The 12,290-nt window shown below is 39.4% G+C and carries 20 protein-coding genes; 5 read left to right on the top strand and 15 right to left on the bottom strand.

Translation table 11 applies throughout. The features are described from left to right. Nucleotides 1–120 precede the first annotated feature (120 nt). Nucleotides 121–711, top strand: coding sequence for a copper amine oxidase N-terminal domain-containing protein (locus tag MHI04_RS09850; RefSeq protein WP_058843076.1), 591 nt, complete (start codon nucleotides 121–123; stop codon nucleotides 709–711). A 40-nt stretch (nucleotides 712–751) separates the two neighbouring features. On the opposite strand, the gene MHI04_RS09845 is transcribed toward MHI04_RS09850, so the two are convergent. Beyond that, the gene (locus MHI04_RS09845) at nucleotides 752–1,036 is read right to left on the bottom strand and encodes a hypothetical protein (protein WP_036122715.1); all 285 of its coding nucleotides are present in this window, start codon (nucleotides 1,034–1,036) and stop codon (nucleotides 752–754) included. A 106-nt stretch (nucleotides 1,037–1,142) separates the two neighbouring features. Beyond that, nucleotides 1,143–1,919: an N-acetylmuramoyl-L-alanine amidase gene (locus tag MHI04_RS09840; protein WP_036122718.1), complete on the bottom strand. Its 777-nt coding sequence runs from the start codon at nucleotides 1,917–1,919 to the stop codon at nucleotides 1,143–1,145. A 362-nt stretch (nucleotides 1,920–2,281) separates the two neighbouring features. Here MHI04_RS09840 and MHI04_RS09835 point away from each other — a divergent pair, with 362 nt between their 5' ends. Further along, on the top strand, nucleotides 2,282–2,770 hold the full coding sequence (locus tag MHI04_RS09835; protein WP_342535627.1) for an aminoglycoside phosphotransferase family protein: 489 nt from the start codon (nucleotides 2,282–2,284) through the stop codon (nucleotides 2,768–2,770). Nucleotides 2,771–3,092: 322 nt separating this feature from the next. Here the strand turns inward: MHI04_RS09835 and MHI04_RS09830 are convergent, their stop codons facing one another. The 5 genes from MHI04_RS09830 to MHI04_RS09810 form a co-directional block, all read right to left on the bottom strand. Then, nucleotides 3,093–3,914 (bottom strand): DnaD domain protein, encoded by an 822-nt coding sequence (locus MHI04_RS09830; RefSeq protein WP_036122725.1) that lies wholly within the window; start codon nucleotides 3,912–3,914, stop codon nucleotides 3,093–3,095. A gap of 103 nt (nucleotides 3,915–4,017) precedes the next feature. After that, the gene (locus MHI04_RS09825) at nucleotides 4,018–4,437 is read right to left on the bottom strand and encodes a hypothetical protein (RefSeq protein ID WP_342535626.1); all 420 of its coding nucleotides are present in this window, start codon (nucleotides 4,435–4,437) and stop codon (nucleotides 4,018–4,020) included. 103 nt (nucleotides 4,438–4,540) lie between these two features. Then, nucleotides 4,541–4,849, bottom strand: a complete 309-nt coding sequence (locus MHI04_RS09820) for a hypothetical protein (RefSeq protein ID WP_036122729.1) — start codon at nucleotides 4,847–4,849, stop codon at nucleotides 4,541–4,543. Between the two features lie 105 nt (nucleotides 4,850–4,954). Then, nucleotides 4,955–5,164 (bottom strand): hypothetical protein, encoded by a 210-nt coding sequence (locus MHI04_RS09815; RefSeq protein ID WP_230593831.1) that lies wholly within the window; start codon nucleotides 5,162–5,164, stop codon nucleotides 4,955–4,957. Between the two features lie 737 nt (nucleotides 5,165–5,901). Further along, nucleotides 5,902–6,186, bottom strand: a complete 285-nt coding sequence (locus tag MHI04_RS09810) for a DUF5316 domain-containing protein (protein WP_271913176.1) — start codon at nucleotides 6,184–6,186, stop codon at nucleotides 5,902–5,904. Nucleotides 6,187–6,426: 240 nt separating this feature from the next. On the opposite strand from MHI04_RS09810, the gene MHI04_RS09805 reads away from it, so the two are divergent. Both MHI04_RS09805 and csaA read left to right on the top strand, forming a co-directional pair. Continuing rightward, nucleotides 6,427–6,603 carry a hypothetical protein gene (locus tag MHI04_RS09805; protein ID WP_036128914.1) on the top strand — a complete coding sequence of 59 codons (177 nt, stop codon included), beginning with the start codon at nucleotides 6,427–6,429 and terminating at the stop codon, nucleotides 6,601–6,603. An 89-nt stretch (nucleotides 6,604–6,692) separates the two neighbouring features. After that, nucleotides 6,693–7,025 carry a chaperone CsaA gene (gene csaA / locus MHI04_RS09800; RefSeq protein ID WP_271913174.1) on the top strand — a complete coding sequence of 111 codons (333 nt, stop codon included), beginning with the start codon at nucleotides 6,693–6,695 and terminating at the stop codon, nucleotides 7,023–7,025. A gap of 12 nt (nucleotides 7,026–7,037) precedes the next feature. Here csaA and MHI04_RS09795 read toward each other — a convergent pair whose 3' ends face one another. From MHI04_RS09795 to MHI04_RS09780, 4 genes are all read right to left on the bottom strand, one after another. Then, nucleotides 7,038–7,922, bottom strand: a complete 885-nt coding sequence (locus tag MHI04_RS09795) for an AraC family transcriptional regulator (protein WP_342535625.1) — start codon at nucleotides 7,920–7,922, stop codon at nucleotides 7,038–7,040. Nucleotides 7,923–8,428: 506 nt separating this feature from the next. Beyond that, the gene (locus tag MHI04_RS09790; protein ID WP_271913169.1) at nucleotides 8,429–8,986 is read right to left on the bottom strand and encodes an isochorismatase family protein; all 558 of its coding nucleotides are present in this window, start codon (nucleotides 8,984–8,986) and stop codon (nucleotides 8,429–8,431) included. A 60-nt stretch (nucleotides 8,987–9,046) separates the two neighbouring features. After that, complete coding sequence (locus MHI04_RS09785; protein ID WP_271913167.1) at nucleotides 9,047–9,685, bottom strand: O-methyltransferase; 639 nt, start codon at nucleotides 9,683–9,685, stop codon at nucleotides 9,047–9,049. After that, nucleotides 9,669–10,004: a hypothetical protein gene (locus MHI04_RS09780; protein ID WP_342535624.1), complete on the bottom strand. Its 336-nt coding sequence runs from the start codon at nucleotides 10,002–10,004 to the stop codon at nucleotides 9,669–9,671. Before MHI04_RS09780 ends, MHI04_RS09785 begins: the two co-directional genes overlap by 17 nt. A 145-nt stretch (nucleotides 10,005–10,149) precedes the next feature. Between MHI04_RS09780 and MHI04_RS09775 the strand changes: the two genes are divergently transcribed. Then, nucleotides 10,150–10,350: a hypothetical protein gene (locus MHI04_RS09775; RefSeq protein ID WP_036128927.1), complete on the top strand. Its 201-nt coding sequence runs from the start codon at nucleotides 10,150–10,152 to the stop codon at nucleotides 10,348–10,350. Between the two features lie 183 nt (nucleotides 10,351–10,533). On the opposite strand, the gene MHI04_RS09770 is transcribed toward MHI04_RS09775, so the two are convergent. The 4 genes from MHI04_RS09770 to MHI04_RS09755 form a co-directional block, all read right to left on the bottom strand. Further along, the gene (locus tag MHI04_RS09770) at nucleotides 10,534–10,689 is read right to left on the bottom strand and encodes a hypothetical protein (protein ID WP_170829804.1); all 156 of its coding nucleotides are present in this window, start codon (nucleotides 10,687–10,689) and stop codon (nucleotides 10,534–10,536) included. A 140-nt stretch (nucleotides 10,690–10,829) separates the two neighbouring features. After that, nucleotides 10,830–11,012, bottom strand: coding sequence for a hypothetical protein (locus MHI04_RS09765; RefSeq protein ID WP_342535622.1), 183 nt, complete (start codon nucleotides 11,010–11,012; stop codon nucleotides 10,830–10,832). 15 nt (nucleotides 11,013–11,027) lie between these two features. Further along, complete coding sequence (locus MHI04_RS09760; protein ID WP_342535767.1) at nucleotides 11,028–11,669, bottom strand: SDR family oxidoreductase; 642 nt, start codon at nucleotides 11,667–11,669, stop codon at nucleotides 11,028–11,030. A 66-nt stretch (nucleotides 11,670–11,735) separates the two neighbouring features. Beyond that, complete coding sequence (locus MHI04_RS09755) at nucleotides 11,736–12,122, bottom strand: hypothetical protein (RefSeq protein ID WP_342535621.1); 387 nt, start codon at nucleotides 12,120–12,122, stop codon at nucleotides 11,736–11,738. Nucleotides 12,123–12,290 lie beyond the last annotated feature (168 nt).

Below are 12,290 nucleotides of genomic sequence, written 5' to 3'. Positions count from 1 at the left end.
CGCCACAAGCCTATTGCTCTAGTTTCCTCCAACTTTTACAACTATTTTACTATAAAAACATATCAAAATTTACTTTTTAACAGTATAATAATTACATATTTCAATAATAGGAGGATATTTATGAAGAAATTGGTTTTATTAATGGCGATGTTTACATTATTTCTCGCTACAGCCTCTATTGCGGAAGCGCATCCTGGGCGTTTAGATGGCAATGGTGGGCATAATTGCTCGGACAAGTCCAAAGCGAAAGGGCTATGTTCAGGCTACCATTATCATAATGGAGGGTCCTCCTCAGGTGGTCAAAGCCAATCTACACCGACACCAAAAGCAACTACAGCCCCAGTGTTGACAAAAGTTGCTGTCTATTTAAATAATGTAAAGCAACATTACACGCCTGGCGCTTATATGAAAAATGGCACAACATTAGTGCCGATGAAGGCCATTTTTGAATCACTTGGAGCAACAGTTGCTTATGAAAGTGCAACGAAAAAAGTAACGGCAACAAAGGGCAGTAAAAAAATTGTGCTTGGTGTGGGGAATAAAATGGCTTATGTTGATGCAAATGGTACTACATCCACTATCGCCCTCAGCCATCCAGCTGAAATTTATCAAGGAACAACGATGGTCCCTCTAAGATTTGTTAGTCAAGCACTTGGTGCAAATGTAACATTTGATGAGGCAGCATTGATTGTTTATATCTCGACCAATTAATGGATAGGCTTTACAGCAGCATTCCTCAGGATGCTGTTTTTTATTGTTGCTTAAAGTCAAAGTCGTACTTCTTATTAATTTTCCCAGCAATGGTTTCTAAAAATGATGCCACTGTCATATTCTCGACTTCATTTGTATACCATGCTAGTTTCGCACCATAGTTCTTTTTATTATAATTCACTTCTAAAGGCCAGAAATTTTCCGTTTTATAAGTATAATCAAACTTCACATATAATTGTTTCCCCTCTGGACATTCCATTATCACCTTGTACAATGGTTTTTTTCTTTCTTGCTCGAATTTCACTTTTTTTATTTTCGTTAACATCAAAACCCCTCCTCTCTTCTACTACATTCGACAAAACTTTGAAAAAACCTTTATTTAATGAAAAAGGATAAAGCTCGCTTTTGCATGCAAGCTCTATCCTCCCCAGTTAATTCGCTATAAATTTATCGTAATAACGTTTAAGCATTGTCGCCATTTGTTCCCTCGTGAGAGCGCCTGCTGGATTCATGTTCTGACTGCCATCGCCTCGGATAATTCCTTCGTTAACGGCCCATTCCCATGCCTCTTTATGAGATGCTCCTACTTCCCTGCTTGCTTGTAGGCTAGCTTTTTCAGCTAATAAGCTTTTTAACATCGCAATTTCTTGTTTCAGCTCATTATATTGTGACACTGTTAATCCCTCCTCAAGTCCATTTTTAATATCTAGCTGGAACTGTGCTTCTGAAATCCCCATACTTTTTAAATAGGCAAAAGGATCTTTGTGTGTGGTACCTCCTAGATTTTCCGTAATCCATCGATGTGACTTAATGCCGTTACCATTGCCATCTAAAACAGTTGGGACTCCTGCCTCTATGGCAAGCTTACGTAACAGCCAAATATACGCTGCATAATCCTTTTTAAACTGTTCCTTATTAGCTGTCCGTGCCAGCTCCACCTGGGCATAGCTATATGGATTTCCTTTTGGACCACAGCCATATTGCACACGATTCACGGGGGCTACTTGTACGATTCGTCCACCACCGCCTACCCAGTGGGATACAAAAGCATTCGCTTTATTTCTATTCATATAGGCAATCTCGTTTTCCAATGCGTTTGGACCAGTATTGCTGCTATTACCTGATTCATGCGCCACCACATATTTTATAGCCGTGAGCGCTTGATTCGGTAACCCTGACATGATCTGTTTTTCAATAACATAACTCATACTACACCACCCTTTCCTATCATTTTTTCGTGAATGACAGCTATGTTATCCATTTCTACTATTTGTGATGTTCAGGGAAAAACGATAATTAATCAGAGGTATTCCTTACGGGGCTTAACAGGTTCTTTTCTTGCATACGACTATTGCTATCATTTCACCTCTCTTTCTGAGTGTGAATGATACAAAGACATTCACTTATAGTTAATAAATGCTCCCATACCAGTGATTTCTAGTTAATTGTGCTCTTTTACTATTTTTTATATATGATTTTTTTACCCCTTCCTACTATCCAAGACATTGACAAAGATTGCTTCCTATAGTATTTTGTATCTTCTAAAATATTGAAAGTGAGGGGATGACATGTGCATATAGTAGATATATTTCAGCAATTGCCAAGCTTAGATGGTTTTACGCAAATAACCAAAGTCCTCAAAGGCTATTCTCCTGATACTAAGTATCTCGTAACTGTGGGAGAAACGCGCTTTTTTGTACGATTAGCAGATGTAGCGCATCGTGAAAAACGCAAAAATGAATTTATGTTGCTACAGGAATTAGAAAAACAGGGTGTAAAAACACATAAAGCGATTGACTATAAGGTGCTGCAAGAAGCCCATTTAACCGCAACGGTCGTTCGTTTTTTAGAAGGAATACCCGCGGATGATGTCATCCAGCAATTCACTGACTTTGAGCAATTCCATCTCGGTCTTGCTGCTGGGCAACAATTGAGAAAAATCCATCAAGTGAGTGCTCCGCCAATGCTCAATTGGGAGGCGACACAGCGCAAGAAATTCTCTGCTTATTGGAAGGCATACCAGCAAGGTTCCTATCACATACCACAGGAAGCAAAATGATGAAGCTTTATTGAGGCGCATCTGCCACTGCTAAAACATCGACCTGTGACCCTTCTCATGACTTTTATAATCTTGCCTTATTTAGTAGACGTCACAGCATCCCCTACTGCATCGGGCAAATCAATGGCTATTTTTCGGCTACTCCAGACGATACATTTTGGCAGCTTTATGCCTTATATGTGGCAATGACGGTCTTTTCCACCATTGTTTGGACACGCCAATATGACCCACGTTCTTTTGACGATGCGTTAGCAAGAATTCACTTGATATTACAGGATCATGATGACTTTTCATCAACCAAACCTTTATGGTATTCGGACGATTATATGCTCTCTAATAATGCTAATATTTTTTGACGTTCCGCTGCAAAATCCATTGTTGGCTGTTGATCACATAGTACTTCCTCTTCATGACGCTGATGAAACCACTTCGGAATGATTTCTTGACGTCTGTTAACTTGCTGTCGTGCCATCTGTTGCTTACGTGCTTGAAATCGCTGCTGCTCGATGGCTATATCTTCCATGCTTTTTATTTTTTTGCTATACCAATTTTGCAAAATCTTTTCTACATACCGCCAACGTAATACATTGTGTTCCACTGCTAGCTTCATCGCATGTATAACCATTTCCTCCGTAAAAATAGTGAGCCAATGATGAATTCTCTCACCAATATGGGCAGTTTGTGCACCAAAGCCTTGTTGCTCGTAAAAGTGATAGACAGAGGGTGCAGATTGTTTATCATCATCTATATTTTTTAGTAATTTATTATTTAGTAATTCATTATTTAGTAGTGTGGGCTTTTCCGTTTGTGGTGCTACCGTTGACGCATTTCCCGTTGACGGCATGGCAGCAAGTGCTGGAGCTTCATATACGAGAAACTCCACCTTACGAAACTTACCATCTTTTGTTCTCTCTTGAATTTTTTGAAGATAACCCGTCTGTATCAGTTCGTCTACAATTCGTGCAGTCGCTTCTCGTCCACATTTACTGCGGGTTGCTAAATCGGCAAGACTAAAAGACCAATCATCTGGTAAGGACAGCATATAAGCAAGCAGCCCCTTCGCCTTCCAGCTTAATTGATCATCATTTAAAAATCCCTTGTCCAAGACAACGAAATTCTCCTTTTTGGCTACTCTATAAATCATTATGATCCCCTCTTTCTGTCAAATTCCCTTTCTTATTATATAAAGGGAATTTTTCGAAAAAGGGACATAAAAAAAGAACATGCCACAACAGCATGTCCGAATTTTATTGATAAAGCTCTTGATAAACGATTACTTTTAACGCAGCAAGCTCTTCATCCGACAATTTTCCTTCAACCATTTGCAGTGCTTCCTCTTGTGTCATCGAGCCATCTTGCAATTTCACACGAATGTCGTTCAGCTCCGTGATCCCCACTTTTTGAATTAATACTTTAGTCGCCTCTTCTTTTGTCGTAAACGGCAATGTACTGCTGTCAACCGTTTTTGCTTCCTCCATATAGGCTTTCAACTGAGGGTCATTTTCAATGGTATTTTTGATTTCTTCCTTTTGTCCGCTGTTTTCTAATTCCGTTGACAACGTATCTACGATTTTTTCAGAGGCAAATTTTGTGCCGAAATGTAACACACCATACCCAGCTACGCCAAGGAAAATAATCATCACTACTAGAAATTTAATGAATCTCAAATTCTCACTCCTTTACTCACGTTCATCATACTATATGGAGCAGGTCGTTGAGAAATAATTCTCCCTAGAAATTATGTAAAAAAACCCCATCAATCGATGAGGTTTACTTCACATATTTCAAATACTTTCGCACAAATTCCACAATGTACAGAACTTCCTCCTCTGTCATCGTCAGAAGCTTACAAACACGTTGAAGCCTAGCAGGTGATGTTATTTGCTGGCGAACTTGATGAATATACATATATTTACATTTACGTGGATTTACTTTATCTCGTATTTGCTTGTAGCGAAGATAAGCATAACGTGCAAAGGCATTGAGCATCTCCCGCTCCTGCTCATCACGCTCTTTCTTTCTGGCAGCCTCATCAATGATGTCCGTGTCAAATGTCCGTGTACCATCTGTTAATTGCATAGTACCACCTCTCTATTACAAATGTACTCATCCACTATTAAATGCAATAAAAAAAGCCACACCTAGGGTAGATGTGACACGTTTTATGAATTTTATATGTACCGATTATTGAGAGCGCTTCCTTCTTTGATCTCGCTTCTTCAACATATAGCGCGTGATCCCAAGTGTGATTACAATTTCATTAATTAACAGGAATTGAAAACCATTTGCATGTGCATTGCGCCAATCATAAATACCCCAAATAATTAGTGTCAAAAGAACAACAGCAAGTGTGTATCTAGAAGCTTCTGGGTAATAATCTTTTTCTTCATCCATAGCACGCGACATCCTTTCTATTAGAGGTGAATAGATTCTTATTTTGATGGATAGAACTCTTTTTTCGAGCGATAGAACTACTCTGGTTGGAGCGTTCATCTAGATTGATGGATAGAATTCTAAATGTGGTGGATAAAACGCATATATTAATCGATAGAATACTTATTTTGATTGATAAAACTCTTTTTTCGATTGATAGAACTGCTCTGGTTGGATTGTTCATCTAAAATTGATGGATAGAATTTAACATGTGGTGGATAAAACGCATATATTGAGCGATAGAATACTTGTTTTGATTGATAAAACGCTTTTTTCGAGCGATAGAACTGCTCTGGTTGGATTGTTCATCTAAAATTGATGGATAGAATTTAACATGTGGTGGATAAAACGCATATATTGATCGATAGAAACCTTTTTTTGATTGATAAAACTTCTATGATTGGATTGTTCATCTAGTTTGATGGATAGAATTCAACATGTGGTGGATAGAACACATAAATCAATCGATAGAAACCTTTTTTTGAACGATAGAACTACTCTCAGTGGGGCGTTCATCCAAACTGATGGATAGAATTCAAAATGTGGTGGATAGAACTTAAAATGTAGTGGATAAAATGCATAAACTGATCGATAAAACGCTTTTTTTTGATTGATAGAACTACTCTAAGTGAATCGAACCACTATTTTGAGCGATAGAACTACTTTGAATGGAGTGTTTGTTCAGATTGATGGATGCTTCAGAGATAATAGGCGAAGATGGCTACAATAATGTTGGGTAAGGCTAATAGTGACGCGTTAGTCATCATGCGATTGCGTTCGTTTCTAGCTTCTTTTGTTTCTGTAGCGAGATTGGCTCGTATTCTATCTCCGCTCGCTATTGCTCCTGACATTACTATCGAGACAAAGATGAACACTCCGCCTAGTATCCCTGAGAGCAAATGCGCTTGCTCGGTACCCCATATGAAGATGGAACATACAACACCTAGAATCGATAATATCGTGCCAATGCCTACATACTTCATTTTCAGCCCCCCTTATTTTATTATACGGCTAATGTCTCCTATTTGTTTCAATAATTTCAAAAATTACATACATTATGTAAATGAGAGTGGCCATTCTATTACGTTTTTTTGCAGGAGGCTTTCTTCCTTTAGTACAAAGATACGCTATTTGATTGATGCTTAGTATAGTATGCTCGCCAAACGTTCATAGTAAGTATGGTGTGAAATTCACACCGAATCATACGACGGAGGGATCAATTTATGAATGGAATTCGTGAAGGTTTAATCCCTACTATCCTAGGGTCAGCTGTTACGGCTGCTGGATATGCCATGAAGCAAAAGCATGGCTCTAACAAAATGGTGGCCAATACCCTCTTTGGTTTTGGGCTAGCACACATTGTGTTAGGAGCTATTGACCTGGTAGAGCATCGTCGTTAATGAGAGAAGAGCGCTGCACGTGCTCTTCTTTTTTTGAATATTTTTCTATTCAATGATAGCATTGTCATAAAAGAAGAAGGAGTATGATTATGGCTACCATTGAAGATTTTATAGCACTTGATATACGAATTGGCACGGTTATAGAGGCAGAGGAATTGCCAAAAGCGCGTGTTCCTGCGATTAAAATGACCATTGATTTTGGTGAAGAGCTTGGCATTAAACAGTCTTCTGCACAAATTACCAAGCGTTATACACCGGCGCAAATGATTGGGAAGCAAGTAGTGGCAATTGTTAATTTTCCTCCCCGCCGTGTGGCTGGTTTTAAGTCTGAGGTATTAGTTATTGGTGGAGTGCCTGTAGAGGGCGATGTGATCCTGTTAACACCTGATCAGCAGGTACCAAATGGCACAAAAATACAGTAAAGAGCCTTTGCATTACGCAAAAGGCTCCTTTTTATAAATGGGGATCCATATTTCACTTGTAAATGTTGGGGAGGAGAAATCGGTGCTTGCATGGCGTACGATTTCAGGGCCAGCTACTTGCTCATAGCCAGATGATGGGAACCATTCGGCATAGATGCGGCCCCACATTTCCTGTAGTGTTTGCGGGAATGGTCCGACCGCTTCAAATACGGCCCACGTACACGCAGGTACATCCAACTCAGTAAAGTGGTGGGTACCTTTTTCTGTTGTGGCTACTCCAATATAATGGTCGAGTTCCCCCTTTTCGTCCATTCTCCCTTCTGAAAAGTTGGTGGAGGCTTGGATTATCCCCTTTGGTTCGATATTGGACAGCTTTTTCAGTTGCTCAATGTCCGTCATTGTCAAAGAGCGAGCCAGCTCTGTTATTGCTTGATTTTCTCCTTGAAAAACAATTGGTACTCTTTTCATGAGCCCGATAATGTGAAATGCTTCTTTTTGCTCGAGTCGGTAATTCATTTCACTACCTCCTTTAATAGTAAGTTGGAAGGTCATCCGGGGGAAGGCTTTTAAGATTTGACCACTTTGTCTCGCCTCGGATGGTGTGATGCCGTGCATTTGCTGAAAGGCTCTTGTAAAAGCATCTGCGGAGCGATAGCCATAACAAATGGCAATATCAAGGATTCTCTTAGAGGAATGCGACAGTTCTAGAGCGGCAAGTGTCAACCGCCTACGACGAATATACTCGGACAACGATACCCCTGCTAGAAAGGAAAACATTCGTTTAAAATGATAGTCCGAGCAATAAGCTATTCTTGCAGCCTCTTTTAAGTCTATTTCTTCTGTTAGATGAGCTTCAATATACGCCACTGCCTCATTTAATCTTGTTAAAGAATCCATATCCATCACCTTCCTTATCACTACCTTAACAGGCATAACAATACGACATCCGACAATTGATGCACCATTTAGTCGCCTTTCAAAAAATAATCTATCGAACAGGCAAATAACTAACTTTCGAAGCTATTTTCTCATATATATAATAGTGTAAAGCTAATTTTTTAGCCTTACACCTCCTGACTTGATACTTAGGGTCACTGCTCGCACGGTGGCCCTATCCATTGTAACCAGCAATAGCTTACATGTTAATATTTGTAAAACACCCTTATAAATAGAAGAATTCATGATGCAATGTAATTTTTAAATTTTCTGTATATGCCATTTACTACTATTATTAAATATAGCCAAGCGATCCTTTTTCAAGCATACTATGCGCTTTATTTAAGGGGGTCTTTGAATATTCAGGGGCTATGTTTGATACGTTTTAGCATCGTATGTACTGTAGTAGGATGATTTTCAATCCTAATATGAAATGACCAAGAACCTAGATTCTTGGTCATTTTTTGTTAGCGATAATTATTATGTGTTGGTTTAAATAGTGCTTCATCGGCGTTGCGCACAAGTGAGAAATGATCCACATTGTAATGGCCATGTAAAATGTCGTTATGATGTGCAATAATAGCTTCTGGTGATAAACAGTCGGAGCCGTTAGTGGAATGACCTTCTGCCACTAATGTGACATCAAAGCCATGAACGGTTGCTGTTTTTACTGCTGTATCCACACAATGCTCGGTTTTACAGCCCATCATCACTAAATGTTTAATGTCATGGGTCTGTAAATAGTCCAGTAAGCCTGTTTTGTAAAAAGCATTCGTTGCCAGTTTATCAAAGAAGACAGCTGTCGTTGGAACTTGGATCGCTGGATGTACTTGAAAGCCTTCCCCTTCGCCACCTGCCACATCTTGGTCACGAACAAAAATAATATGTGCCTGGGCTTCCGCGGCCTTCTGGATGACGGCATTGATTGTCTCCAGTAATTCGTTTTTCTGATAGACGGCTTGTTCATCCTGATTACCCTCGATTAGTTCTTGCTGTGCATCAATCACCACTAGTGCTTGCTTCAAAAGCATCTCTCCCTTATTGTTTGCTAACAATATTTTACCATTAATAGTCAGTTCGTTATACTATTTTTTAACCTTGGAAACGGTTATGCCATCCCCAATTGGGAGAAGGATGGACTCAAGCTGTGGATGATTAGCGATCGTCACATTGAATTTTTTCATGATGGCTGTATAACGCTTTGGTGTAGCCTCAGGGTCTACTACACTGCCCCCTGCAAGGACATTGTCTGTCACAATTAATGCACCAGGGTTTGCCAGCTTGATGCACGCCGTTACATAATTTTCATAATTATCCTTATCGGCATCAATAAAGAACAAATCAAAACGTCGTCCATCTGCTACTAGCTTTTCCAGACTGTTTAATGCAGGGCCCGTCAAATAGGTAACCTGCTTCTCAAAGCCTGCCTTGGCAAGATTTTTAGCAGCAAGCTGTGCATAGCTTTCATCTAACTCTAATGAAGTCAATGAACCTTCTGCATCCAATCCTCTTGCCAAACAGATGCCACTATACCCACCGAGCGCACCGATTTCTAATAAAGCCTTAGCCCCTGTAATCGATACAAGCATCGTCAGCAGTTTCCCTGAAGATGGTGACACGGAAATGGCAGGCATGCCTTTTTCTGCAATGGAGGAAATAACATTCTCTAACAGCGTATCCTGCTGATAAAATAGCGTATCAATATAGTTATTCATTTGTTTCATGCACATTTTCCTCCTGTGGACTGTCAGCTGCTTCCGTTGTTTCACCTTCCTGAATGTCAAATAACTGGCTAAATTCTTGGATGACCATGTCAATCGCTTTTAATTCCCCTATCAAAATTTGCTGAATCGATTGAAACTCAGGCTGCTCTAATTGCTGTTTAATCGTTGCTCGCTTAACATGTAGCATTTCTAAAAATGAAATGGCCTTGCCTCGTCGGAATGTTTTCGCTCCTCGCTGTGCTGTACCATCCATGCCTCTATGACGTCCTCCACGGTGATGTCCTTCTCGCATATGTTCTCTAAATCCAGAACCTCTCATTAATAAAAATCCTCCTTTTGTATACAAATGTATACATTTATTTAAACTAATTGTATACATTTGTATACGAAATGTCAATTAACATATTGCTTTGCTAGTCAGACATATGCTAGAAAATAGGCAGGTGGAAATGGAGGTCAGTTGATTGAAAAGGATTATAAAATATGTTTTGGGAATCGGTACTTTATTGATACTGTCAGGCATATTTTTGATTGGGGCACAATCTCACTATAATCAGCAGGAAATTAAGATTGCTAGTAAGCTATGTCTTGAAAATGGAGGCCAGCCAAAAATCGTACGAGATTATTTGGCATTGAATTATTCCTTTTCATGTCGAAAGGACTGAGGTTGTACATAATGCAGGCAGTGGTATGCTAGAAATTCTAATCTATTTCTCGGGCAAATGGCTAGCGAACAAAATTACTTTTTCATATGTATAGTAGTGTAAAGCAAATCTAGCCTTTCCAAAGCTCTCCTGTTTTGAGGTCACTTTCCCCTGAAGGTGGCCTTTTTGCCATTAAAAAAGACGTCATGTAGACGCCTTTAATGTTTGATCGATATCCTCAATCAACCTATCGACTTGTTCCTTTGTGATCTTGATGACATATAATTCTGTCGTTTCGATTCCATCATGGCCTGTTAGGTGTTGAGGATATTGACAGTTATTTGATATTTCTTTGTCCATACAATCACCTCTTCAATGATATATTCGACATAAAGTATAGCAAACCTTCTATAAAAAGGAAAATATCAGTATATTTTTTCACTCATTTTGAATATTGGATTGACTGCTGGTATGAAAAGAAGTTAAAGCAATAAGTTCATTTAGACTATTTGCTTACCAAATTTCGCAATTTTTTTGAGATAGAATGTACCCATAAAAACTAGAATATTTCCATAGATTTTCAGCGTCACATTTCTAACAGGCGCCTCTTCAATCGTTGTACTGAGGAATGTAAATCCCACGACAATGATAACCATACCAATGATGGCATGAATAATTTTCATCTCTCATTCCCCTTTTTAATACGCAATACCTACCCGTGTCTTCAAAAATTCCTCGCTAAAGATTTGTTGATAGGCAAAGTCTGCAGTATCTGCTACTGAAATTTGAGTGCCACCCTCTGGTAAGAAATCACGTTCGATTCGGTAGCTCCCTGTCAAAGCCCCATCAGGTAGATAAGTAGGACAGACAATCGTCCAGTCCCTATCAGACTGCTGTAATTGTTCGAATACACGTTGGTGCTCCTGTGCGGCAAACGTGGATTTTTGTTTAGATTCAGTCGATTGATAGCGGAGAATCGTCGGTGTAACACGACTTTGTAAAATCCCTGCTGTTCCGATTGTAATGATTCTTTTCACCTGTTGTTGTGTCATCGCCCCAAGTATCAACGGTAAACTCGCCGATAATGTATCGCGACTATCTGTATTTAATGCACTGACCACCACGTCCACATTAACCATTGCCTGCTCAACATCCTGCCTATTTAAAACATTTCCTTGAATAACACGCAGCTGTTGATGATGTTGCTGTATTTTATTAGGGTCACGGACCAATATAGTGACCTCTTGCTGATCCTTTAATGCCAGCTCAACCAGATGGCTACCTACACGTCCACTCGCCCCTAATACTAAGATTTTCATTGATCTCACCTCTTTTCTTATTATAGCATGCTTTAATTTCCCTTTATATGTAAAAGGAGACACTATCCAATGTGCCTCCCTCTCAGCTCATTTAGCCTCTAGTAGCTGGACATTAACCATAAATAGAGGGATATTGTTTTTTCTGGCCAGCTCGTCGATGATGGATTGAATCTCACTTTCTGTACTTACATCAATTTCTTCGCCATTGTGTAATTGAATCGTGATGACCTGATGTTCTGGCGAGTCTATTAAATAGCCAACAGTACTATCAGGGGCGTAGCCTACCTCTCGTATCTCCTGCAACACCTTTTTCGTAAAATCTGTAGTCTGTAATTTTTGGCCAAGCTCCTCTGCATAGGGAGTTGGACTATTCGTACTGGTCGCTGTGGTTAAAGGCTGCCTTTGTACAATTAGCAATGAGATCACTACTATTAAGCACATGAAAAGAAAGAAGATTTGCAGTATTCTCTTCATACATTCACTCCATTTCTTCATGAAATTAACAGGCGGAAGTCTAGCAATCTTTTCTCCTGAAAACTGTTAGGGTTATCACAATTATCTATGGCTATCTCTCTCTTAATTTTTCAAAAAATAATTTTAAGCTGTCGCAGGGGGCAATTACCAAGAAGTATCGTTCATCCT

Origin of the sequence: Lysinibacillus sp. FSL K6-1151 (assembly GCF_038630755.1) — a bacterium.
Lineage (GTDB): Bacteria > Bacillota > Bacilli > Bacillales_A > Planococcaceae > Lysinibacillus > Lysinibacillus fusiformis_D.
Note: the sequence above shows the minus strand (reverse complement) of the source record. Positions and strands in the feature narration are given on the sequence as shown.